The sequence below is a fragment of the Pseudomonas sp. 5Vm1k genome (genome assembly GCF_056161485.1).
On sequence record NZ_JBSPCZ010000005.1, the window covers coordinates 1 to 25,413 of the forward strand.

Genomic DNA, 25,413 nt, shown 5'->3' on the forward strand with positions numbered 1-25,413 from the left:
CGCCCCCCACGAAATCAGCTCCGGCCCTCCGGGTTGTGCCTAAAAGCGAGCCAGGCTGCGTTGCAGTCCTTGGCAAGGAAACGACCCTTACCTACGGACTGCGCCTTGCCTGGCTCGCTTTTAGGCGCAACGCGGCGCATGAAATAAGGGAGGACACGCCCGTGCCACACCCGTCGAAGAAAGCATCAGTTCTTTATAGAAAGCTTAGATCGCGCTCGCCACCACTGCCGGGCGACGCGACATCAGACTCACCAGCACAAAACTCACCAGACCCACGCCCAAGCTGTAGTAGATCGGCGTGTTGGAGTCCAGACCATCCTTGAACATGAACACCAGCGCGGTGGCGAAGCCCATGCCCATGCTGGCGATGGCGCCGGCGGTGGTTGCGCGTTTCCAGAAAATTGCACCGATCAACGGGATCAGCATGCCGCCTACCAGCAGGTTGTACGCCAGGGTCAAGGCGCTGATCACGTCATTCACGACCAGAGCGATGCCGAGTACGACGATGCCGGTCAACAGCGTAAACAGGCGGTTCATGCCAAGGCTCGACTGTTTACCGCCACGCAGTTTCGGCAGCAGGTCTTCGGTCAGGGTGGTGGCAGCGGCGAGCAGGCCGGCACTGGCGGTGGACATCATCGCAGCCAGGGCTGCAGCGATCACCAGGCCACGGATACCGTCCGGCAGGGACAGCTTAACGATGGCGGCGAAGGCGTTGTTGACGTTGTCCAGGTCCGGGATCAGCACATGAGCGGCCATGCCGATCAGGGCGCAGGCCAGTCCGTAAAGGATGCAGTAGAAGCCTGCGAATGTACCGGCGACCTGAGCCACTTTGGCGCTCTTGACGGTGAACACACGCTGCCAGATGTCCTGGCCAATCAGGATGCCGAAGAAGTAGATCATGAAGTAGGTGATGATCGTGTCCCAACCGATGGTGGTGAAGCTGAAGGCGCTCGCCGGCAGTTTCAACACCAACTCATCCCAACCGCCGACGCGATACATGCAAATCGGCAACAGGATGAACATCAGGCCCACGGTCTTGATCACGAACTGGACGATGTCGGTCAGGGTCAGCGACCACATGCCGCCGATGGCCGAGTAGATCACCACCACGCCACCGCCGAGCAGTACCGAAACCCAGAACGGCAGACCGAACAGCACCTGCAGCACGGTGCCGATTGCCAGGATCGAGACCACGCCGATCATCAGCGCGTACGCCAGCATGATCACCGCACTCGCCGAGCGGGCCATCGGGTTGTAGCGTTTTTCCAGGACCTGGGTAACGGTGTAGATCTTCAGTTTCAGCAGCGGTTTGGCGAGGAACAGGTTCAGCGCCACGATCCCGCAACCCAGTGCGGCGCACAGCCAGAAACCGGAGATGCCATGCACGTAGCCCAAACGCACGGTGCCGACGGTGGACGCACCGCCCAGCACGGTGGCGGCCATGGTGCCCATGTACAGGCTCGGGCCGAGGTTACGACCGGCGACCAAAAAGTCTTCGTTGGTTTTGGCTTTGCGCATGCCGTAGTAGCCGAGTATCAGCATCGCGGCGGCGTAGATGAGTACGACGAATAAATCCAGTGCCATGATGGCGTGTCTCCGATTGTCTTTTTTATGGTGAAACAAAGGTGTTCTGTGGGGCTGCTCTCTGTGGGAGCGGGCTTGCTCGCGAATGCGGTTTTTCAGTCACATCGATGTTGGATGTGCCGCCGTCTTCGCGAGCAAGCCCGCTCCCACAGGTGGATCTGTGTCAGGCGGGCTGACGGAGTTCAGGCTTTGCGACGGTGTTGGTGCCCTTGCTACGCGCATCCTGCGGCCCAAACACTTCCCGTGGTTCCGGGAACAGGCTCAGCAATGTCAGGTACACCAGCGACGCCAGGCCCAACGTCACCGGCAGGCTGATGTCGATACCGCCGGCCAAATTGCCCAGCACACCGACAAACTGCCCCGGCAGGTTCACGAAGCACAGACCTACCAGTGCACTCGGGATCCAGGCACCCAGGCCACGCCAGTTCCAGCCGTGGGTGAACCAGTAGCGGCCACCTTTCTCGCCACGGGTGAACACTTGCAGGTCATCCGGGCAGTAGAAGCCGCGACGTACCACCAGGCCGATGATCATGATCACCATCCATGGGGTGGTGCAGGTGATGATCAGCACGGCGAAGGTCGACACGCTCTGCACCAGGTTCGCCGCAAAGCGCCCGATGAAGATGAAGGCAATCGACATCACGCCAATCAACAGCGTCGCCTTCACCCGCGACAGCACCCGAGGGAACACGCTGGACATGTCCAGCCCGGTGCCATACAGCGAGGTGGTGCCGGTGGACATGCCGCCGATCACCGCAATCAGGCACACCGGCAGGAAGAACCAGCTCGGCGACACTGCCAGCAGACCGCCAACGTAGTTGTTGGCAGCGATGTAGTCCGGTGCCTTGATCGCCACGATGGTCGCGGTGGCCAGGCCGAACAGGAACGGGATGAAGGTCGCAATCTGCGAGATCACCACCGCCGCCATGATCCGGCCTTTTGGTGTGTCGCGCGGGATGTAGCGCGACCAGTCACCGAGGAACGCACCGAAGGAAATCGGGTTGCTCATCGCCACCAAAGCAGCGCCGATGAATGCAGCCCAGAACCCTGGTTGCCCCATGCTCACGGTGCCGGCGTAGTTCACATCGAAAGGCCCGGCGAAGGCAAAGATGCCCAGCAGGAACAACAGGCTGGCGCTCCACACCGCGATCTTGTTGACCCACAGCAGGAAGCGGAAGCCGTAGATGCAAACGGTCAGCACCAGGATTGCGAACAGACCGTAGGCCAGGCCCAGGGTCAGGTCGGTTTCCGGTAAGCCGATCAGGCGTTTGGCGCCACCGATCAGCGCATCACCCGAACTCCACACCGAGAGCGAGAAGAAGGCGATGGCGGTCAGCAGCGACAGGAACGAACCGACGATCCGTCCGTGAACACCGAAGTGTGCACCGGAGGACACGGCGTTGTTGGTGCCGTTGATCGGGCCGAACAGGCCCATCGGCGCGAGGATCAGCGAACCCAGCAACACGCCCAGCACAATCGCCCAGACACCGGCCTGGAAGGATAGACCGAACAGCACCGGGAAACTGCCGAGCACGGCGGTGGCAAAGGTGTTGGAACCGCCGAAGATCATCCGGAACAAGTCCGTGGGGCCTGCGGTGCGTTCGCTGTCCGGGATCTGTTCGACCCCGTAGGTTTCAATTTGCGTAAGGCTTTGGTCTTTGTCTTTGTTGTTGTTATTCATGATCAGCTCCGATCATAAAGGCGCGCTCATCGTGTGTGAGCGTCACCTGTTTGGCTAAGGGGATGGCAGCCCTTCCGGCATTGCGGACAAATGTTCATGGCAGGCCAGCCATAGGCCTTGTTGTTCTTGGCCAGACGCTTGTTTCTTGAAAACAATCGTCTCGCGCTCCTGGCTGAAGTGTTGCTCCCCTTGCATGCGCAGCTCGGTGGCCACGTCATGGATGAAAATCGCCACGTCACCTTGCAGGCTGACAAAGGCGTTGCTCGACGTGCACGACAGCACTTCGAAGCCATCCTCGGCGCGCCAGTTGTCCCACAACGCCTGATAGGCATCGCGCGACAGCAGGGGCTGTTCGAGGGTGTAGAACACGAAGCTGGCATCGGCGCTGAAGGCGCCGAAGTAGGCTTCGCGATCGTTACGGGCAAAAGCAGTCACCAGATCGGCGGCGGCTTTCAAAACCTGATCGCGTTCGTTCATGACCAATCCTCAGCGGTGGGCCACGCCAGGCAGTACGCAGAGCATTTCGTACAGCAGGTTGGCGGCCAGCAGCGAGGTGTTGCCGGTGGTGTCATAAGCGGGCGAGACTTCTACCAGATCGCAACCGACCAGGTCGAGGCCTTGGCAGCCACGTACGATTTCAATCGCCTGAATGGTCGTCAGACCACCGATTTCCGGGGTGCCGGTGCCAGGTGCCCAGGCCGGATCGATGCCATCGATGTCGAAACTCAAGTACACCGGACCGCCGCCGACTTTTTCGCGAACTTCGGCCATCAGTGGCGCCAGGGATTTGTGCCAGCACTCTTCGGCTTGAACCACACGGAAGCCTTGTTTGCGGCTCCAGTTGAAGTCTTCGGAGGTGTAGCCCTGAGCGCGCAGGCCAATTTGCACCACGCGGTCCGGGTCCAGCAGGCCTTCTTCAACGGCGCGACGGAAGGTGGTGCCGTGGGCGATTTTCTCGCCGAACATGTGATCGTTCACATCGGCGTGGGCGTCGATGTGCACCAGGCCGACCTTGCCGTGCTTTTTATGGATGGCACGCAGGATCGGCAGGGTGATGGTGTGGTCGCCGCCCAGGGTCAGCGGGATCACATCGTGTTCGAGGATGCTGTGGTAGGACTCTTCAATGATCCGCACGGCGTCCAGCAGGTTGAACGTGTTGATCGCCACGTCACCGATGTCGGCGACCGACAGCGAATCGAACGGTGCAGCGCCGGTTGCCATGTTGTATGGGCGGATCATCACCGATTCAGCGCGGATTTCGCGAGGTCCGAAACGGGTGCCAGGGCGCAGGGAGGTGCCGATGTCCAGCGGCACGCCAATGAAGGCAGCGTCCAGGCCGGCAGCGGTAGTCAAATGGGGGAGTCGCATCATGGTGGCGATGCCGCCGAAGCGCGGCATTTCGTTGCCGCCCAGTGGTTGGTGAAGAATCTTGTCCACAGGTATGGCCTCATCGTCGTTGTTTTATTTATGTCAGTGCGCCGTTCACGGAAGGTGCGGGCACCGCTGTGGGCCGATCATGCGAAATGTAGTGAGCGAGAAGAATCGCTACGGGCAAATACTTAGTTCAGATTTTTCTAAACTAATGGCGGGAGCAGAGATAGACTCAGCGGCGATCATAGAACCCTTGTGGCGAGGGAGCTTGCTCCCGCTGGGCTGCGAAGCTGCCCCAAAACCAGTCACCTCATTGTGTCAGGCTGCCCGCGCTGTCAGGTTTACGACTGCTGCGCAGCCCAGCGGGAGCAAGCTCCCTCGCCACAAAAGCAACATGCATGACCTTGTAATCGGAGAACCCCATGGCCAACGCTTTACCCGACCTGAAACTATTGCGCATCTTCGTCAGCGTGGTCCGCCATCAGGGGTTTGCCAACGCCCAGCAAGAGCTCAACCTCTCGACCTCGGCCATCAGCACTTACATGAGCCAGCTCGAAGCGGCGTTGGGCCTGGTGCTCTGTCATCGTGGTCGCGGCGGTTTTAGCCTGACCAGCAAGGGTGAGTTGTTCCATCAGGAAACCCTGCGGCTGTTGGGCGAACTCGAAGGCTTCGAACAGTACGCGGCAGCGCTCAAGGGCGAACTGCGCGGCACCCTGAACCTGGGGGTCATCGACTCCACCGTCAGCGACAAGGCCTTGCCCTTCGCCGAAGCCATCGGCGCTTACAGCCAGGAACACCCGGCGGTGCATTTGCACCTGTCGGTGATGAGCCCGTATGAACTGCAACTCGGCGTGCAAGACAATCGCCTCGACCTGGCCATCGGTGCGTTTTCCACGCGCATGAGCGGACTGGTCTACATGCCGCTGTACCGCGAACAGCACTGGTTGTATTGCAGCAGCCGCCATCCGCTGTTCACAGAGCGGCGCATCCCCGAGCAAGTGATCACCCAGCAGCGGATGGTCGGTCGCGGCTACTGGAGCCAGGCGGAACTGGCGCGTCACGGTTTCAAACACAGCGCCGCCACCGTGGAAAGTATGGAAGCGCAACTGATCCTGGTGCTGTCCGGCGCCTACATCGGCTACCTGCCGGAGCACTACGCCCAGGCCTGGGCCGACAAGGGCGATCTGCGGGTGTTGCTGCCGGCAACGTTCGGTTATCAGGCGCCGTTCTCGATGATCGTGCGCCGTGGTCGCAGCCGCGAACCGCTGATCCAGACCTTCCGCGATTTGCTCAAAGCACAGCTCAACCAGGCTTAAGACTATGTCCAGAATCCAATGTCCACGCTGCCTGCGCCCGCAAACCCATTGCCTGTGCCCACTGATCCCGAGCCTCGACAGCCGCACCCGGGTGTTGCTGTTGCAGCATCCCAGTGAAGTGAGCCATGCGCTGAACACCGCGCGGCTGGCGGCATTGGGGCTGAAGAATGCCGAGTTGATCGTGGGCGAAGTGTTTGAGGATTTACCGGCGTTGTTGAACCGGCCGGGTTATCAGGCGCGGTTGCTGTTTCCTGCTGAGGATGCACAGCCGTTGCAGGCTTACACCTCAACCGATGAACCCTTGCTGCTGGTGGTCCCGGACGGCACCTGGCGCAAGGCGCGCAAGATGCTGCACCTCAATCCGTTGCTGGCGGCGTTGCCCCGGGTGACGTTGGTAGATGGCGGTGTGTCGCGGTATCGATTGCGCAAGGCACCGGGGCCGGGCGCGTTGTCGACGGTGGAGGCGATTGTGCAGGCGTTGCAGACCCTGGAGGCGCCGACCACGTTCGAGCCGCTGTTGAAGCCGTTCGAGGCGTTGATCGAGGGGCAGATTGCGGCGATGGGGGAGGAGGTTTTTCAGCGTAATCATGGGCCGAAATAGTCGGCGGCAGTGAGGGCCTCATCGCGAGCAAGCTCGCTCCCACAGGGGATCGCATTTCCCCAGGAGGAACGCGATCAAAATGTGGGAGCGAGCTTGCTCGCGATGGCGGCGGAACAATCACAGCAAGTTCCGCCAGGAATTACCGTTCCCGCATCGCTTCTGTCCGCGCCTTCAACACCGGTTTCAGCAGGTAATCCAGCACGCTTTTCTCCCCGGTAATAATGTCCACCGTCGCCACCATCCCCGGAATAATCAGCAACGGTTTCACATCCCCGCCCAAGTGGTTCTTATCGGTCCTGACCTGGATCAGATAGAAGCTGTTGCCCTTGTCATCGGTAATAGTGTCCGCGCCGATCAACTCCAGCTTGGCGCTCAGCCCGCCGTAAATCGTGTAGTCATAAGCGCTGAACTTGACCATGGCTTTCTGGCCGGGATGCAGAAACGCCACGTCCTGCGGCCGCACCTTGGCTTCGATCAGCAGGTTGTCCTCCAGCGGCACGATTTCCACCATGTCGCTGCCGGGCTGAACCACGCCGCCGATGGTGTTGACCTTCAACACCTTGATGATCCCGTGCACCGGCGATACCACTGTGGTGCGGGTCACGCGGTCGTCGATGGCAATGCTCGATGCGGTGATTTTCGACAGGTCGGTACGTTTTTCATTCAGCTCTTTGGCCGCATCGGAACGGAAGGACTGTTCCGATTCGTCGATCTTGCTTTTGATCTCGTTGATCGCCGATTCCGCCCGAGGAATTGCCAACGTCGTCGCATTCAACGAACCGCGAATCTCCACCGCGCTGCGTTTAAGCCGCAGGATTTCCACCGGCGACACCGCCCCGGTGCCCACCAGTGGCGCGGACATGTTCATCTCTTGTTGCAGCAACGCCAGGCTCGAACTGAATTGCCCCTGTTTCGAGCGGAACTCCGCCAGTTCCTGGCTTTTTTGATGAAGTTGCTCAGTCAGCGTCCGTTGTTCACTGGCCAGACGCCGTTGCCGTTGTTCGTACAGAGAGCGTTCGTCTTCGGCCACTTGCGGCGCTTTGGCGATCACCTCTTCTGACAGCTTGAACGGCCGCCCCTCAGCTTCGGCCGACAAGCGCTCGACCTTCGCGGTCAACGCATAGCGATCCGCCTCGCTTTCGCCCTTGTTCGACAGAAACCGCGTGTCATCCAGGCGCAGCAGGGTGTCGCCCTTGTTCACCATTTGCCCTTCGCGGACGAAAATCTCGGAGACGATGCCGCCCTCCAGGTTCTGGATCACCTGGACCTTGCTCGACGGAATTGCCTTGCCTTCGCCCATGGTGACTTCCTGCAGCACTGCGAACTTGGCCCAGACCAGCGCCGAAATCAGCAGTCCCGCCGCCAACCACACGGTGATCCGCGACAGGCGCGGAGAATCCTGCAACGCGGCGCCGGCGGTTTCCGGCATGTATTCGCTTTCCGCACTTTTGCTGAAGCTGCCGAAGTAGCCGCGATCCTTTGAGACATCGGACGATGAACGAGCCATGGGCAACTCCTAGACAGCCGCAGAGCCGACACGGCCCTTGCGCAGTGCATCGATGACCGCTTCTTTCGGACCGTCGGCGACGATCCGTCCGTTGTCCAGCACCACCAGCCGATCCACCAGGCTGAGCATCGAGGTGCGGTGGGTCACCAGCAGCAAGGTTTTGCCCTGGACCCAGCTATGGAGTTTTTGCCGCAGAACGTCTTCGCTGCTGTTATCCATGGCGCTGGTGGGTTCGTCGAGCAGCATGATCGGCGGGTCGAGCAACAAGGCCCGAGCGAGCAACACGGCTTGGCGTTGACCGCCCGACAGCAGTTGTCCGCGTTCACCCACGGGCCGATCGAAGCCTTGGGGGTGTTGGCGCGCGAGTTCGGTGACGCCGGTCAATTCCGCCACTTCGAGCATCCGCGAGTCGCTGACATAACGGGCGCCGAGGGTCAGGTTGTCGCGCAGGCTGCCGGCCAACAGCGGCAGGTCATGGGCGACATAACCGATCTGTTGGCGCAGGTCGGCGACGTCGAGTTGCCGCAGGTCCAGGCCGTCGAGCAGCAACTGGCCTTCTTCCGGCGCGTAGAAACCCATCACCAGCCGCGCGAGGGTGCTTTTGCCCGAACCGCTGCGACCGATGATGCCGATCCGTTCGCCAGGTTTGACGCTGAAGCTGATGTTGGCCAACGCCGGCGCGTTCTGGCCGTTGTAGTGGAAAGTCACGCCGCTGACGTCCATCGCGCCTTGCAGTTGCGTGCGCTCCAGTGGCCGTTGTTTGGGATCGCGTTCTTGCGGCAACGACATCAGCGCATCGGTGCTGCGCATGGTCAATTGCGCTTGCTGGTAGCGAGTGATCAACCCGGCGATCTGCCCCAGCGGCGCGAGCACCCGGCTGCCGAGCATGTAGGTCGCCACCAAGGCGCCGACGCTGAGGTTGCCGGCGATGATGCTGTAGACCCCGGCGACGATGGTCGCCATGCCGGAGAATTGCTGGATGAACAACGTGCCGTTGGTGGCCAGGGCCGAGAGGTTGCGCGCATGGCTGTCGAGGCGGGTGAGGGCGCCATGGGTGCTTTCCCATTTGTGCTGGCGCTCGCTTTCGGCGCTGCACGCCTTGAGGGTTTCCAGGCCGCCGAGGGTTTCTATCAGCAGTGCCTGGCGTTCGGCGCCGAGGCTCAGGCTTTTTTGCACGGTGTCGCGCAGACGTACCTGAATCACCATCGCGAAAATGATCGTGATCGGGAACGCCAGCAACGGAATCACCACCAGCCAGCCGCCGAGCAGGCCGATCACCACCAGCATCAGCACGGCGAAGGGCAGGTCGATCAGGCTGGTCAGGGTTACGGCGGTGAGAAATTCGCGCAGGCCCTGGAAGTCATGGATGCTCTGGGCGAAACCGCCGATGGTTGCCGGCCGGGCTTTCATCGCCATGCCGGTGATGCGTTCGAACAGGGTCGCGGAAAGGATCACGTCGGTTTTCTTGCCGGCGGTGTCCAGCAAGTGCGCGCGGACCACCCGCAGGACTAGCTCGAACCCGGTGCCGATCAGCAAGCCGATGGCCAACACCCACAAGGTCGAAGTGGCCTGGTTCGGCACCACCCGGTCGTAGGTCTGCATCACGAACAAGGGCACCATCAGCCCCAGCAGGTTGATCAGGAAACTCGCGAGGATCGCATCGCTGTACAGCCATTTCGATAGTTTCAGCGTGTCGCGGAACCACGCTTCGACGCGCGGTACGAGTGGCGAGCGCAGGTCTTCGAGTTCATGGCGCGGCCGGGCGAATAATGCCTGGCCGCTGTAATTGGCGGTCAGCTCTTCACGGCTGACCCATTGTTCACCGCCCTCGGCTTCGCTGGGCAGAATCAGCAACTGACCGTCATCGCCAAAGCGCCGCAGCACGGCGGTGCGGCCATTGTTGAGGATCAGTAAAACCGGCAGGTTGAGGGCGGAAATATCCGCCAGGTCCCGGCGTAGCAAACGTGCCTGCAAACTTGCCCGGGCGGCGGCGCGGGGCAGCAGGTCCAGGCTCATGCGTTGCTTGTTCAGGGGCAGGCCGGCACTCAGGCTGGCACGGCTGACCGCCGCGCCATGCAGTTTGCAGAGGATCAGCAGACCGTCCAGAAGCGGGTCATCGAAGCTCAGGCGCGGATCGACACCACTGTTGCCGGGTTCCATGCTGGTCAAATTGATCGCTCCTGTTGGCATAGGTAACAACACATCTCCCGACGTAGGAGCTGCCGAAGGCTCCTATGCGGGGGTTACTTCAGTTCAGGCAAGCGTGCTTCGTTTTTCACTTCCGAGGAGGCGACCGCATCGGCGGGCAGCACCACCCGTTGTTTGCTCAACAACTGACCCATGTTCGCCAGCACGCGGTACATCGAGTACTCCTCGGTGTAGCGCACTTCGGTGTAGCGGCGGTTGGCGTTGTAGAGCTCGTTTTCACTGTCGAGCAAGTCGAGCAGGGTCCGTTGGCCGAGGCCGAACTGATCCTGATAGGCCGCCCGCACGCGTTTGGTGGTTTCGGCGTATTCACGCGCCGTCGGGGTTTGTTTCTTTGCATTGACCATGGCGTTCCAGGCCAGGTGAATGTTTTCGTTGAGCTGGCGCAGGGCGTTGTTGCGGATGTCCATCGCCTGGTTGATCTGGTGCGCATCGGAAGCCAGGCGTGCCTTGTCGCTGCCGCCGCGGAACAGGTTGTAGTTCATGATCACGCCGACGCGCCATTCGTTGTCGTGGCCTTCATCGCCCTGCACGTTGTTGTTCGCGCCCACCGCGGCTTCGGCGTCGAAGCGTGGGTAGAACGGCGACTTGGCGACTTCGTACTGGCTCTCGGCCGATTGCACATCAGCCTGGGCGGATTTCAGGTATGGGTTGTTTTCCACCATGCTCTGCTGGGCTTCCGGCAGGCTGGTCGGCAACTCCCCACGAGTCGACGGCGGTGCTTCGAGTTCATCGGGGATGCGCCCGACGACGCTGTAGAAATTCGACTCGGCGTCGGCCAGGTCTACCTCGGCAGTGTCCAGGTTGTTCTGCGCCAGTGCCCGGCGAGCGGTGGACTGATCGGAGTCGGCGTTGCTGCCGACACCGCGCTGGGTACGCAGGCCGATCTGGTCGTTGACCCGCATGTGGGCTTGCAGGTTGTTGGTGGCCAGCGTCACCAGTTCACGGCGCTTGAGCACTTCGAGGTAGACCTCGATGGTGCGCAAGGCCAGATCCTGGGCGGTGCCCTGAGCGTAATAAGCCCGGGAGTTGGACACGCCTTTGGTGCGCTCGACCTCATTGGCGGTGTTGAACCCGTCAAACAGCATTTGCCGCAGACGCAATTCCGACTGGGTGTAATTGAGGATTTCGGTGTGGTGATTGCCGAAGGCTCGGGTGTTGGTGTTATCGCTGTAGCCGCGCCCGTATGCGGCGTTCAAATCCACCGATGGATAGAAGCCCCCTTTGGCGACTTTCACTTGTTCATCTGCCGACAGGCGCGCGTCCACGCGCGATGCAAGTTCGGGGTGCGTCGCGATGGTGCTTTGGATCGCTTCGGTCAATGACATGGCCTGAGCCTGAGAAGTGCAGGCCATGGCCAGCAAAACCGCGCTGCAGAGGGGGGTTAAAAGGCGCATGGGTACTTCTCCCTGGTTCCTGATGGTGCTTAGCTGTCGTCAAATACTTGACGATATTTTTAGGTGAAACCGTTTCACTCTTGTAACAACAGAGCTAAGAACATTCTGGGGAAAACCTAAGAAGTATTTCTCATAAGGGTTATGCCAAAAAAAACTTATGCGCTCTGAAAAATCCAGCACATTGTTCAAAGCGAAAGCCCTTGATTCATGAGCCTTAGGGAGCTTCAGAGGGTTTGAGGAAAGTTCCATCCACTTAGCGACATAGGGCGGAGAAGTGCTGGAGGGGAGGGAAGTGGGACGGTTTTGGAGCGACATTTTTTTGTCACTCGGTTGGTTCAGAACCGTTACGCATCGCTCGCAGGGAAGTTGTTCCGCAGTGGGAACCCGATGCCATTGATTGCATAGGGTTTTATGCCGAGCCGGACAAATGGCCCGCGAGTGACATGCTTGGCGTGAGCGTCGCCAGGGATGCGGTTTACTTCGGTAAACACGCATCCCGGCAGACGATCCGCCAGGCAGCCCGCTTTTCGCCATGAGCACGCTCTTCGCGCAAACAGGTGCCGACAGGTGTTGGCAGCGGAGGAGATGCACATGGCTACGCTCATCGGAATCGTCAGTAAGGTTATTGGTCAGGTGTTCGCGGTTGCGGCCGACGGTACTCGACGTGCGTTGGTCGAGGGCGATCGCTTGTTTGCCGGCGATCAACTGGTCACCGGGGCCGAAGGCGCGGTGGCGGTGCATCTGCAAAATGGCCAGGAACTGACGCTGGGGCGTGACAGCAGCCTGCAAATGACTTCTCAACTGCTTGCGCATCAGGCGCCCCATGTGGACGCCCCCGAGGCGGTGACGCCGACGGAAGCGCAGCTGACCGACGTGCAAAAACTCCAGCAAGCCATCGCCGCCGGCGCCGACCCGACCCAAACCGGTGAAGCCACCGCAGCCGGGCCGCAGGCGACAGGTGCCCCTGGCGGTGCCTTGGGTGGCGGTCACAATTTCGTGCTGCTGGAAGAAGTGGGCGGGCGGGTCGATCCGACCATCGGTTTCCCGACTGCCGGATTCGGTGGCATTCCGGAGATTCCTGAAGAACGGCACAACGCCGATGTTCAGCAAAACGACAACACCCCGCCGGTCGTGCCTCCGGTGAATAACATCGTCACCCTTGGCGGCCTCGACGCCGTGGGCGGTGAACTGACCCTCAACGAAGCCAATCTGCCCGACGGTTCGGCGGCCAATCCCGCAGCACTGACTCAGAACGGCACCTTCACCGTGAACGCGCCCGACGGTTTGCTGAACCTCAACATCGGCGGCATCAGCGTGATCAGTGGCGGGGCGGCTTCGGGCTTCCCGCAATCGATCACCACCCAACTCGGCAACACCCTGACCATCACCGGCTACAACCCGGCCACTGGCGTGGTGAGCTATAGCTACACCCTCAACGGCAACGAAACCCATTCGGCCGGCGATGGCGCCAACAACCTCAGCGAACAATTCACCGTGGTCGCCGGGGACACCAATGGCGATACGGCCACCGGTTCGCTGGACATCAACATCACCGATGACGTGCCCAAGGCTGTGGACGACAGCAACGGCACCGCGTCTGAAACACTGCTGACGTTGACCGGCAACGTGCTGACCAACGATGTGCAAGGTGCGGATCGCGTCGCTACTGGCCCAACCAGCGGCCCGATCACTCCCGGCACCTTCGTGGGGACTTACGGCACCCTGGTGCTCAACGCCAACGGGACCTACACCTACACGCTCAATACCAACGATGCGGACTTCAAAGCCCTGCACGGCGGCGGCAATGGCACGGAAACGTTCGCCTACACCCTCACCGATTCCGACGGCGACTCCAGCACTGCCAACCTGGTGCTGCAAATCCACAACAACGACGATCCGGTGACGATTGGCGGCTTGAACGTCGAGGGCGGCGAACTCACCGTTTTCGAGAAAAACCTGAGCCTGGGCAGTGCGCCGGATGCCACGGCATTGACCCAAAACGGTACTTTCACCATCACGGCGTTGGATGGCGTGCAGACGTTAAGTGTCGGCGGGATCACCGTCGTCAGCGGTGGTGTGGCGTCAGGTTTCCCGCAATCGATTTCCACCGGGTTGGGCAATACGCTGACCATCACCGGGTTTGACAGCGCCACGGGCGTGGTCAGTTACAGCTACACCTTGAACGGCAATGACGCGCATCCAACCGCTGGCGGCGCAAACAATCTGCCTGAGCATTTTGCGGTAACGGTGGTCGATGACAACGGCACCACGGCCAACGGTTCGCTGGACGTCAATGTGATCGACGACGTGCCAAAAGCGGTAGACGACAGCAATGCGAGCACTGCGTCCGAAACCCTGTTGACGCTGAACGGCAATGTGTTGACCAATGACGTGCAAGGCGCGGATCGCGTAGCGACCGGCCCAAGCGCGGGTCCTGTGACCCCCGGCACTTTCACCGGGACTTACGGCACGTTGGTGCTCAACGCCAACGGCACTTACACCTACACCCTGAACACCAGCGACGCGGATTTCAAAGCCCTGCACGGCGGCGGCAACGGCACCGAGAATTTCACCTACACCATCACCGATTCCGACGGCGATGCGAGTACTGCAACGTTGGTGCTGCAAATCCATAACAACGACGACCCGGTCATCATCAATGGCCTGAACGTCGAGGGCGGCGAACTCACCGTCTACGAGAAAAACCTCAGCCTCGGCAGCGCCCCTGACAGCACTCAACTGACCCAAAGCGGCACCTTCACCATCACCGCCCTCGATGGCGTGCAAACCCTCACCGTCGGCGGCATTACCGTCGTCAGTGGCGGCGTGGCCGCAGGCTTCCCGCAATCCATCCCGACCGGTCTGGGCAACACCCTGACCATCACCGGGTTCGATGCGACCACGGGCGTGGTCAGTTACAGCTACACCTTGAATGGCAATGACGCGCATCCAACCGCTGGCGGCGCGAACAATCTGCCTGAGCATTTTGCGGTAACGGTGGTCGATGACAACGGCACCACGGCCAACGGTTCGCTGGACGTCAATGTGATCGACGACGTGCCAAAAGCGGTGGACGACAGCAATGCAAACACCGCTTCGGAAACCCTGCAGACACTGAACGGCAACGTACTGACCAACGATGTGCAAGGCGCGGATCGCGTCGCTACCGGACCGGTAACCCCCGGCACTTTCGCCGGGACTTACGGCACCCTGGTGCTCAACGCCAACGGCACTTACACCTACACGCTGAACACCAGCGATGCGGATTTCAAAGCCCTGCACGGCGGCGGCAATGGCACCGAGAATTTCACCTACACCATCACCGATTCCGACGGCGATGCGAGTACTGCAACGTTGGTGCTGCAAATCCATAACAACGACGACCCGGTCATCATCAATGGCCTGAACGTCGAGGGCGGCGAGCTCACCGTCTACGAGAAAAACCTCAGCCTCGGCAGCGCCCCTGACAGCACCCAACTGACCCAAAGCGGCACCTTCACCATCACCGCCCTCGATGGCGTGCAAACCCTCACTGTCGGCGGGATTACCGTCGTCAGTGGTGGCGTGGCCGCTGGTTTCCCACAATCGATCCCGACCGGGTTGGGTAACACCCTGACCATCACCGGGTTCGATGCGACCACGGGCGTGGTCAGTTACAGCTACACCTTGAACGGCAATGACGCGCATCCAACCGCTGGCGGTGCAAACAATCTGCCTGAGCATTTTGCGGTGACGGTGGTCGATGACAACGGCACCACGGCCAATGGTTCGCTGGACGTCAATGTGATCGACGACGTGCCAAAAGCGGTGGACGACAGCAATGCGAGCACCGCTTCGGAAACCCTGTTGACGCTGAACGGCAATGTGCTGACCAACGATGTGCAAGGCGCGGATCGTGTCGCGACCGGACCTGTGACCCCCGGCACCTTCACCGGTACTTACGGCACTTTGGTCCTCAGCGCCAACGGCACTTACACCTACACCCTGAACACCAACGACGCCGACTTCAAAAACCTGCACGGCAATGGCAACGGCACGGAAACTTTCACCTACACCATCACCGATTCTGACGGCGATACCAGCACCGCCAATCTGGTGCTGAACATCCACAACAACGACGACCCGGTGACCCTCAACGGCCTTGATGTCGTGGGTGGCGAGCTGACGGTCTACGAGAAAAACCTCAGCGACGGCACCAGCCCCAACGCGCCAGCCCTGACCCAGAGCGGCACCTTCACCGTCACTGCACTGGACGGCTTGCAAACCCTCGACGTGGGCGGCATTCATGTCGTGGTCGGTGGCGTGGCGGCGGGCTTTCCGCAATCGATCGTGACACCGTTGGGCAGTACGCTGACCGTCACCGGTTACGACGCGACCACCGGCGTGGTCAGCTACAGCTACACCCTGGTGGGCACCGAAACCCACCCGACCGGCAACGGTGCCAACAGCATCACCGAAAACTTCAACGTGGTGGCCACGGACACCGACGGCAGCACGGCAACCAATCAAATCAACGTCAACATCGTCGACGACTTGCCCACTGCTCACGCGGACAGCGCGTCGGTGGCGGAGGGCGGGACAGTTTCGGGCAACGTGCTGGATAACGACATCGGCGGTGCCGACGGCCCGGCGCTCACAGGTGCCGTGGTCGGCGTTCGCGCCGGTAGCGACACCTCGACGTCGGCCATCGGTGGCCTGGGCTCGAACATCAATGGCACCTACGGTTACCTGACGCTGGATGCCAACGGCAACGCGGTCTATCACAGTAATCCCAACGCGGTGAACGCCCCGGGTGCGACCGATACCTTCGTCTACACCGTGCGCGACGCCGATGGCGATGAAAGCACCACCACCATCACCATCGACGTCTCGAACAGCTGCATCAAAGCGACCACCGATACCGACGTCACCGTCTACGAAAAAGCCCTGGACCTGACCAAAGATGGCCAGGACCTGGCGGCAGGCACTGTGGTCGGCAGCGACCCGACCAGCACCGGCGAAACCGCCAGTGGCACACTGGTTGGCTCGGTCACCGGAGCCATCGGCGCGATCACTTACACCCTGGTGGGCAGCGCCAATGGCAACTTTGGCCAGATCCAGCTGAACCCCAACGGCACCTACACCTACACCCTGACATCGCCGGCGAGCACCACGCCGCATGCCAATGACGGCGCCAATACGCTGACCGAAAGCTTCACCTACCAGGCTACCGATTCGCTGGGCAACATCAGCACCAGCACGATCGTCGTGCAGATCGTCGATGACGTGCCAAAAGCCGTCAACGACAGCAACGTCGGCACGGCGTCGGAGACCGCGTTGACGCTCAATGGCAATGTCCTGACCAACGACCTTCAGGGCGCGGACCTTGTTGCCACCGGACCGAATGCGGGGCCTGTCACCCCCGGCACCTTCACCGGGACGTACGGCACGCTGGTCCTCAATGCCAACGGCACCTACACCTACACGCTCAACACCAACGACGCAGACTTCAAAAACCTGCACGGCGGCGGCAACGGCACGGAGACCTTCGCCTACACCATCACCGATTCGGACGGCGACACCAGCACCGCCAATCTGGTGCTGAACATCCACAACAACGATGACCCGGTCGTCCTCAACGGCCTCAACGTCAATGGCGGCGAACTGACCGTCTACGAGAAAAACCTCAGCGACGGCAGCAGCCCGAACACGCCAGCGCTGACCCAGAGCGGCACCTTCACCGTCACTGCGCTGGATGGTTTGCAAACCCTCGATGTCGGCGGCATTCATGTGGTCGCAGGCGGTGTGGCGGCTGGCTTCCCGCAATCGATCGTGACGCCTTTGGGCAGCACGTTGACCATCACCGGTTACAACGCGAGCACCGGCGTAATCAGCTACAGCTACACCCTGGTGGATAACGAAACCCATCCGACCGCCAACGGCGCCAACAGCATCACCGAGAACTTCAACGTGGTGGCGACAGATACCGACGGCAGCACCGCGTCGGGGCAGATCAACGTCAATATCGTCGATGACCTGCCGACCGCAGCGCCCGACACCGGCACCGTCGCCGAGGGCGCGACCGTCAACATCAGCGTGCTCGGCAACGACGTGCTCGGTGCCGATGGTGCGGCAGCGGGCGGGGCGGTGATCGGCGTGCGCGCCGGTAGCAGCACCGCGACCTCGGCCGTGGGCGGCTTGGGCACCAACATCAACGGCACCTACGGTTACCTGACCCTGGATGCGGCGGGTAACGCCGTGTACCACAGCAACCCGAACTCGGTCGGCGTAGCGGGTGCCGCCGATACGTTTGTCTATACCGTGCGCGATTCCGACGGCGATGAAAGCACCACCACCATCACCATCAACGTTAACGACAGTGGCCTCAAAGCGGTGGTCGATCAGGACGTGACGGTCTTCGAAAAAGCCCTCGACCTGAGCAAGGATGGCCTGGACCTGGCACCCGGCACGGTCACCGGCAGCGACCCGACCAGCACTGGCGAAACCGCCACCGGCACCCTGGTCGGTTCGGTCACCGGCGGCACCGGTCCGTTCACTTACAGCGTGGTCGGCAGCGCCACCGGGACCTACGGACAAATCCTGATTAACCCGGACGGCAGCTACACCTACACCCTGACCTCGGCGCCGAAAACCTCGCCGGGTGCCAACGACGGGCCAAACACCCTGAGCGAAAGCTTCACTTACAAAGCCACCGATGCCCTGGGTAACAGCACCACCAGCACCATCGTGGTGAACATTGTCGATGACGTGCCAAAGGCCATGGCATCAGACCGTTCGGTGACGGCGGTGGAGGTCGATTCCAACCTGCTGCTGGTGATCGACGTCTCCGGCAGTATGGCCGACGCCTCCGGGGTGCCAGGCCTGTCGCGGCTGGAGCTGGCGAAGCAGGCGATCAGTGCCTTACTCGACAAATATGACGACCTGGGCGATGTGAAAGTGCAGATCGTCACCTTCAGCAGCAGCGCCACCGACAAAACCTCGGTGTGGGTTGATGTCGCGACGGCCAAGTCGATCATCGCCGGCCTTAGTGCCGGCGGTGGCACCAACTACGACGCGGCTGTGGCGGCCCTGCAAACCGCGTTCAATACGGACGGCAAACTCACCGGGGCGCAGAACGTCGGGTATTTCTTCTCCGATGGCAAACCGACTTCCGGCCAGGAAATCGGTACGGCGGACGAGACGGCGCTGAAAAACTTCCTCGACGCCAATGGCATCAAAAACTATGCGATTGGTCTCGGTAGCGGCGTCAGCAATGCCAACCTCAACCCGGTCGCCTATGACGGCAGCACCCACACCGACACCAACGCCGTGGTGGTCACCGACCTCAACCAACTCAACTCGGTGCTCTCGGGCACCGTGCAGGGTGCACCGGTCACCGGCACGCTGCTGGAGGGCGGCTCGTTCGGCGCCGATGGCGGCTTTATCAAAACCCTCGTGGTCGATGGCACCACTTACACCTATGACCCAAGAGGCAACAGCAACCAGGGCGCGCTGACGTTCAGTGGCACTAACCACGGCACGTTCAACACGGTGAACAACACCATCAGCATCGCCACCAACAACAGCGGCACGCTGGTGGTGAACCTCGACACTGGCGAGTACACCTACACCTCGCAGAAAACCACGGCAGTGGTGATCACCGAAAATATCGGCTTCACCGTCAGCGACAATGACGGCGACCTGGCCAGCTCGACGCTGACGGTCAAAGTCATCCCCAACTCGCCACCGGTGGCGGTCGATGACCACATCATCACCAACGTGCTGTCGGGCACCATCGTGGTGCCGGGCGAGCTGCTGCTGGCCAACGACACCGACGCCAATGGCGACCCGATGACGGCCACCCCGACCACGTTCAACACCGGTTGGGCCGCCAAGGGCGCGGACTTCGTCGGCACCGGCGCCATCAGCTTCGCCGGCACTGGCAACACCGCCGCCAACCAGGCACTGGCCGATGTGCGCAACTCCTTCGCGGCGAACTCGGCGGCAATGACCGCCGTGCTGGTGATCAGCGGCTACCTGGGCGCAGTTACCACGGCCAACGCCAACGATGAAGACCTCATCACCGTCAAACTGAAACAGGGCGAAACCCTCAACCTGGACCACAACCTGGCGGCCGGTCACGTCACCATGGAGTACTCGCTCAATGGCGGTGCGTTCGTGACTATCGCCGACGGCGGGACCATCACCGCGACGGCCGATGGCACCTACCAGATCCACGTCACCAACATCACCAACACCAGTGGCAGCAACCCCACGGGGTCCGAGAACTATCAGTTGACCATGACCGTCAACTACGCCGGGGCCCACGACCTCACCCCGGATTACCACGGCACCTACACCGCCAACGACAACCATGGCGGCAGCGACACAGCGAACGTGACCATCAGCTACCAGGACGGCCACACCCTCACCGGCACCTCGGGCGATGACGTGTTGGTGGCCGGCACTGGCAATAACATCCTCAACGCCGGCGACGGCAACGACGTGCTCACTGCGGGCAGCGGCAACAACGAATTGCACGGTGGTGCCGGCAACGACTTGCTGTTCAGCGGCCCAGGCAACGACCTGCTCGACGGCGGCACCGGCATCGACACCGCCAGCTATGCGCACGCCACGGCCGGCGTCACCGTCGACCTGAGCCTGCTCACTGCGCAAAACACGATTGGCGCCGGCACCGATACCCTCACGGGCATCGAGAACCTGGTGGGCTCCAACTTCAACGACACCCTGACCGGAGACAATAACAACAACGTGATCAACGGTGGCCTGGGCAACGACGTGCTCAACGGTGGTGGCGGCGATGACATCCTCATCGGCGGCATGGGCAACAACACCCTCACCGGCGGTGCGGGGGCCGACACCTTCCAGTGGCTGGCCGGCAACAGCGGCCACGACGTGGTCACTGACTTCACCCCCGGCACCGACAAACTCGACCTGTCACAACTGCTACAAGGCGAAAACGGCACCACCGCGTCGCTGGATGACTACCTGCACTTCACCGTCACCGGCAGCGGTGCGAGCCTGGTCACCAGCATCAACGTCAGCGCCATGGCCGGCGCCACGCCAACCCAGACCATCGACCTGGCCGGCGTCAACCTGGCCAGCCACTACGGCGTCACGCCGGGAGCGGGCGGGGTAGTCGCAGGCGGGCACGACACGGCGACCATCATCACCGGCATGCTCAACGACCATTCGCTGAAGGTGGACACCGTTTGATGCGCTAGAGCTGGAACGACAAAACCCGCCATTTCCGAAAGGGAGTGGCGGGTTTTTCACATCAAAAAATCTTCCCGTGGCGAGGACCCGCTCTCAAGGCATACACGTCGGCAGATTCTGGCGTAGCGGTGGGCTGCGTCAGTGTCTGGATATATCGATTAAACAGCTCTGTGTCTGTCGTTTCCCAAGCACGACCATACCCCGGTAATCCCCGACGAGCGGTAGCAAAACCTGTAATTTCTGACAGTAGCCAGCTCCTTCCCCCAAGCATTAAATGAAGCCATCAAGTGAGCGCCTACCTGCTGTAGGGCACTCGGTAAATGCGCTCTCATCAGGGAAGGGCTCAACATGGCATCCTCAGATAACTCCGTCGGTTCGCAAGCGCCGGACGATTCACTTTCGCCCGACACCGTTGCAATGGAAGCACCCAAAGTGCCGGCCGTCATTGATCAGGATGATCCTGAAGGTTTGTTGCACACAAATGCCTTGGGCGCGGACCTGGTTGTCAACTTCATGGAATTTAACCGCGGTGTCGGGCCCGGTGAATCCGACCTGGTAGAGTTGGGCTTCATGCCCGCAGGTACCGACTTCTCCGACCGCTATAAAGTCGATGAACGTTGGTACCCAAACACTGACGTTATCCTGTTTCCGCAATCACTTCGTGTTCCCAGAAATTCATTGCTACCGGGCGTCTATGAAGTCTCGGTAATGGTCTACCGTTCAGGGGTCAATGGGGTTGAGTCAGATAGAAAGAAGCTGACCATCGACACCACCCCCCCGGATTTTGGTCGCAAACCGCAACCGGTGATATTTCCGGTCGAGTTGGGGGGCACGATTACCGAAACCTGGTTGAGTGAGCACGGTGAGGTCGTCGTTCAGGTGCCCTGGTACAGCGATATCCGAGCCAAAGACCGTGCAGTGTATTACTGGACGGATCGTGATCCGCCACTTGATAGTGAAACGCCGATTCGGGAGCAGGAGTTCAGTCAGGACGACATCGATAACAGACGATTGCACATTACCGTCTATGCCGACGAGATAAGGTCTCGGTTATCAGGGCCACGATACCTGTACTACTTGTTAAGGGATCGTGCCGGGAACCCGGGGCCTCGATCATTTCTTTCCAAGATTGAAGTAGACCTGACCCCGGCGCCGGGCGCGCTGCCGCCTCCCAGAGTCCCGCTGTCAGCCAGAGGACTGGTTGATCGCCAACAGGCACGCGACGGTGTGCGTGTCGAGATCGACAGGTATGACTTCCCTGATGCCTCGCATTGGGTGGCGATTTTCTGGGACGACGTTGCACTTGATGAGTTTGAGGTCGACCCCAATGCTTTTCCTCTGGAGGCGACCGTGGGCTGGCCCACACTTCATGGCAAGGGCGACGGTCCTTTGCGGGCAAAAATTTATTACAAGATTCGCCAGGGCACTACCTACGGGCCACCCTCGCCGGAGATCTCGGTGGCCGTCAACTTGACGCTGGCCGGCCCGGACCATACCGACGCACCGGCATTGCTGAACCAGGACCTGCTCAAGGTAGAGGTCCGAGGGGCAATATCCGATATTCCCGATAAGTTGCGCACGGTCGATTACGGTTTCGATGCCAAGGCAACCCTGTTGCTGCATGACAATCCGAAGCCAATGGAGTTGATAGAGCTGTTTTGGGGACGCTATCCAGGGGCCGTAGATGTTTATCAAGTCAAGTACACGGATGTATCGGGTCAGCCCATTGAGTTCCAGATTCCGTGGCACGTTATCGACACCGATAAACAGAATCCCGACCTGCCGGTTTATTACACCACCAGCAATGGCGTGAATAAGCAGCAGTCATTGCCTAAGCCGGTGGATGTTTCGATTGTATTGATTGAAGGCCTCAAGGATCCGACGTTTCCTCACCAGGACAGAACCGGAACCCTTCATTGTTGTGCAGTGCCCAGGCTGTGGAACGGCGTTACAGTCCGCATCCCGGCGGACCCACGCTTCGATGAGGGGGACACTCTCACTTTGGTTTGGCAGGGCTGCAAAGGCGAAAATGGAAGCACGCCTATTGTGGGGGCCTATGACGAAATCCCCAAAGTGCTATTGGCATCTGACGTCGGCCACTATGTAGATATTGTCGTGACAGATTACGAAACACTGATTGCACCGATGGTCAATAAAGGTTCTGGCCTGGCTTACTACAAACTTCAAAAACTTGATGGAAGCAGGGGCGAGTCGAAAGCAGACTTTGTCATTATCAATCGCACTATGACTAGCGGTGCAATCTGTTCGCCGACGAATGATCTTTGTCAGGAAAACTAGTTTTAATACGGGTTTCAAATCATTCGTGAAAAGAGTTGTTGGTGTAAAAACAGATAGTCGTCAGTAATAAATACTCAGCCTGTGTCGCGGGTCGCAAAGCCCCGTCTCTAAATAAGGAGAAATGAAATGTCCGATCTGAAAGAAGTATTGCCCGCTGAGCTTGCCCGGCAAAAATTGTCTGAGTTGCGTCGGGCCCTGAGTGGGCCGAGTGACCCTCCAGAAGTGGATAATTTGCTACCGGCCCTACCGGAAGATAATATTGCGAAGTTACAAACGGCTCGTCAGGGGAAAGACTGTAAGGTCAACTTTGGTCATGTGCATATTCCAGATGGTGCACGGCCGGGCGATATTGATATTGTTTTGACAAAAGACGGGGTTGAAGTGTCGGAGTGGATCGAACTCCCGAATCCGGTTCTTCCTAGTTTTAGTATGACTTTGCCCGCATTGCATACTGCGACTCCGGGGCCGTTCAGGTTGGGCTTCTCCCTTCAATATGGAAGTAGTGAAACACCTTCGCCGACATCACTTTTTTATATCGATACGGTAGCGCCAAATCATGGTGCACCCGGTGTGGCTGCAAAAGCGCCGGCTGGAATCGTCGATAATATTATTTCCAGAGAGTACCTGGAGGCCGAAGGCGAAGTGGTCATGGAGATTGAAACTCCAGATGACGTCAAGCAGGGAGATATCGTCCGGGGGTATTATGGCTATAGTATTCCCAGTGTTGAAATTGGCTTTTTCGAGTTTGCTGATGACTTGACGGTGCCGATTACTATCAGTATTTCAAAAGCCGTTATTGAAAGTTCAGGAGAAGGCCCGCGGGTATTTTATTTTCGGTATTATGATCGGGTTGGAAATGTCGGCGACGTGTCAGATGACACCAAATTCACTGTTCAACTGACACCCGTTCCCAGCAATTTACAGCCCCCCGATGTACCAGCAGCATTAGATGGCCTGGTTGATCGTGTAGATGCGACTCCTGTCGTGGCGGTGGTTATCCCGACCTTCGATAACGGTCTGACGGGTGATCATGTGCGCGTAATCTGGGCGGGCCGGCCTCAGGTGTTGATCCCAACCAATGGTACTTCGCAGGTCATCGTCGATGTACCGTATGCAGACGTTGAAAATGGCGGTAATGGGCCTAAAGACGCATTAGTGAGCTATGTGATTGTTCGTAATGGTGTTGACTATCCCGAAACAACGGGCAAGACCGTCCGTGTGGACCTGACAATAGCAGGCCCTGATTTTCCCAACCCGGACCCGGAGGTGGGTAATCCAAATCTTGTTGCAGCCACGGTACAAGGTGCTGACACCACAGAGCCCAACAAACTGAAGGTCGGTGATATCGGTCAAGCCGCAACGGTAACGGCGCCTATCTATACCGGTGCCAAGCTAGGCGATAAAGTTCGGTTGTACTGGAATGGTGTGCCTGTACCGGATCCAGAAGGGCTGTATGAACCTACCGGGACTGAAGTTCCTGGTACGGATGACATGACCTTCAGCATTGCTTCAAGCATTTTTGAGGCAACCAATAACGGTTTTTTTAAAGTTCACTATGTTATTACTAACCCCGCGAATGGCAGTAATGCGAACCCATCGCTCCGTCAAGAAGTGGATGTTTACATTTATCCTGTCACGTTGCCGAATCCCGTCATTCAACATCTGTTTACCACCCCGACGGGAAGGGTCTCTCTGGCGTGTAGTTCGCTGAGAGAGATAGCCGTTATTGGTAAGGCTGCTATTGTTAGAGTGTCGGGGAGTTCACATTTTGCCGCGGATATGGAGCTGAGTTTTACGTGGTCGGGCATTCAATATGCAGCACCTGGTAATCCTGATATTCCAGTAGATGCATATCCGATTCTGAAAAAATTGCAAGGCAACGAGCATGCCGATGGGTTTGAGGTTTATTTGCCCTATAACGCTGCGCTGAAGCCGATTGCAGATGGGGTTGGAAGCATCATTTATATCGCTGAAATAAATGGTCATACGGAAACATCATTGCCACATGAAGTTCGGGTGATTGTGAAGGATACTGACGACAATTATTGCCCGGGTACTTAAGGTAAGTAATCTTGATGAATGCCTCGGGGTGGAGGGCTCAGTCCTCTGCCTTGCAGGTGTTTCTTTCTGTATGGAGTGTTTAATGTATCGAGCTATGCCTTTGTAGGTATTTATGTTGTGCCATGTTTTTTTTGGTTTTTCGTAAAATTAGAGACTATTCCTACAGAAACTCACGG

General features: G+C 59.5%; 12 protein-coding genes. 5 read left to right on the top strand and 7 right to left on the bottom strand.

Annotated elements, in window-relative coordinates; translation table 11 throughout:
- Positions 1–204 precede the first annotated feature (204 nt).
- The 4 genes from ACWIKB_RS11420 to speB all read right to left on the bottom strand — a co-directional run bounded on the left by ACWIKB_RS11420 (position 205) and on the right by speB (position 4,702).
- Entirely contained in the window at positions 205–1,584 is a 1,380-nt protein-coding gene (locus ACWIKB_RS11420; protein ID WP_475266874.1) for a sodium:solute symporter family protein, read from the bottom strand.
- 163 nt (positions 1,585–1,747) lie between these two features.
- On the bottom strand, positions 1,748–3,265 hold the full coding sequence (locus ACWIKB_RS11425) for a purine-cytosine permease family protein (RefSeq protein WP_475266877.1): 1,518 nt from the start codon (positions 3,263–3,265) through the stop codon (positions 1,748–1,750).
- Positions 3,266–3,319: 54 nt separating this feature from the next.
- Positions 3,320–3,742, bottom strand: a complete 423-nt coding sequence (locus ACWIKB_RS11430; protein ID WP_054049160.1) for a YybH family protein — start codon at positions 3,740–3,742, stop codon at positions 3,320–3,322.
- 9 nt (positions 3,743–3,751) lie between these two features.
- Positions 3,752–4,702, bottom strand: coding sequence for an agmatinase (speB, locus tag ACWIKB_RS11435; RefSeq protein WP_054049162.1), 951 nt, complete (start codon positions 4,700–4,702; stop codon positions 3,752–3,754).
- 356 nt (positions 4,703–5,058) lie between these two features.
- On the opposite strand from speB, the gene ACWIKB_RS11440 reads away from it, so the two are divergent.
- Both ACWIKB_RS11440 and ACWIKB_RS11445 read left to right on the top strand, forming a co-directional pair.
- Positions 5,059–5,952: a LysR family transcriptional regulator gene (locus ACWIKB_RS11440; RefSeq protein ID WP_007945995.1), complete on the top strand. Its 894-nt coding sequence runs from the start codon at positions 5,059–5,061 to the stop codon at positions 5,950–5,952.
- 4 nt (positions 5,953–5,956) lie between these two features.
- Complete coding sequence (locus tag ACWIKB_RS11445) at positions 5,957–6,553, top strand: tRNA-uridine aminocarboxypropyltransferase (RefSeq protein WP_475266879.1); 597 nt, start codon at positions 5,957–5,959, stop codon at positions 6,551–6,553.
- A gap of 139 nt (positions 6,554–6,692) precedes the next feature.
- Here ACWIKB_RS11445 and ACWIKB_RS11450 read toward each other — a convergent pair whose 3' ends face one another.
- From ACWIKB_RS11450 to ACWIKB_RS11460, 3 genes are all read right to left on the bottom strand, one after another.
- Positions 6,693–8,060 carry an HlyD family type I secretion periplasmic adaptor subunit gene (locus ACWIKB_RS11450; protein ID WP_475266880.1) on the bottom strand — a complete coding sequence of 456 codons (1,368 nt, stop codon included), beginning with the start codon at positions 8,058–8,060 and terminating at the stop codon, positions 6,693–6,695.
- A 9-nt stretch (positions 8,061–8,069) separates the two neighbouring features.
- Positions 8,070–10,229: a type I secretion system permease/ATPase gene (locus tag ACWIKB_RS11455; RefSeq protein ID WP_475266882.1), complete on the bottom strand. Its 2,160-nt coding sequence runs from the start codon at positions 10,227–10,229 to the stop codon at positions 8,070–8,072.
- Positions 10,230–10,303: 74 nt separating this feature from the next.
- Positions 10,304–11,662 carry a TolC family outer membrane protein gene (locus ACWIKB_RS11460; RefSeq protein WP_475266883.1) on the bottom strand — a complete coding sequence of 453 codons (1,359 nt, stop codon included), beginning with the start codon at positions 11,660–11,662 and terminating at the stop codon, positions 10,304–10,306.
- Between the two features lie 591 nt (positions 11,663–12,253).
- Here ACWIKB_RS11460 and ACWIKB_RS11465 point away from each other — a divergent pair.
- From ACWIKB_RS11465 to ACWIKB_RS11475, 3 genes are all read left to right on the top strand, one after another.
- Positions 12,254–20,878, top strand: coding sequence for a retention module-containing protein (locus ACWIKB_RS11465; RefSeq protein ID WP_475266884.1), 8,625 nt, complete (start codon positions 12,254–12,256; stop codon positions 20,876–20,878).
- Between the two features lie 348 nt (positions 20,879–21,226).
- Positions 21,227–23,176: a hypothetical protein gene (locus tag ACWIKB_RS11470; protein ID WP_475266885.1), complete on the top strand. Its 1,950-nt coding sequence runs from the start codon at positions 21,227–21,229 to the stop codon at positions 23,174–23,176.
- Between the two features lie 126 nt (positions 23,177–23,302).
- Positions 23,303–25,237, top strand: a complete 1,935-nt coding sequence (locus ACWIKB_RS11475; RefSeq protein ID WP_475266886.1) for a hypothetical protein — start codon at positions 23,303–23,305, stop codon at positions 25,235–25,237.
- Positions 25,238–25,413 lie beyond the last annotated feature (176 nt).

What these genes read in the sequence shown, in the direction of transcription:
- ACWIKB_RS11420 (WP_475266874.1), bottom strand. Translation starts at nt 1,584, where the DNA reads ATGGCACTGGATTTATTCGTCGTACTCATCTACGCCGCCGCGATGCTG.
- ACWIKB_RS11425 (WP_475266877.1), bottom strand. Translation starts at nt 3,265, where the DNA reads ATGAATAACAACAACAAAGACAAAGACCAAAGCCTTACGCAAATTGAA.
- ACWIKB_RS11430 (WP_054049160.1), bottom strand. Translation starts at nt 3,742, where the DNA reads ATGAACGAACGCGATCAGGTTTTGAAAGCCGCCGCCGATCTGGTGACT.
- ACWIKB_RS11440 (WP_007945995.1), top strand. Translation starts at nt 5,059, where the DNA reads ATGGCCAACGCTTTACCCGACCTGAAACTATTGCGCATCTTCGTCAGC.
- ACWIKB_RS11445 (WP_475266879.1), top strand. Translation starts at nt 5,957, where the DNA reads ATGTCCAGAATCCAATGTCCACGCTGCCTGCGCCCGCAAACCCATTGC.
- ACWIKB_RS11450 (WP_475266880.1), bottom strand. Translation starts at nt 8,060, where the DNA reads ATGGCTCGTTCATCGTCCGATGTCTCAAAGGATCGCGGCTACTTCGGC.
- ACWIKB_RS11460 (WP_475266883.1), bottom strand. Translation starts at nt 11,662, where the DNA reads ATGCGCCTTTTAACCCCCCTCTGCAGCGCGGTTTTGCTGGCCATGGCC.
- ACWIKB_RS11465 (WP_475266884.1), top strand. Translation starts at nt 12,254, where the DNA reads ATGGCTACGCTCATCGGAATCGTCAGTAAGGTTATTGGTCAGGTGTTC.
- ACWIKB_RS11470 (WP_475266885.1), top strand. Translation starts at nt 21,227, where the DNA reads ATGGCATCCTCAGATAACTCCGTCGGTTCGCAAGCGCCGGACGATTCA.
- ACWIKB_RS11475 (WP_475266886.1), top strand. Translation starts at nt 23,303, where the DNA reads ATGTCCGATCTGAAAGAAGTATTGCCCGCTGAGCTTGCCCGGCAAAAA.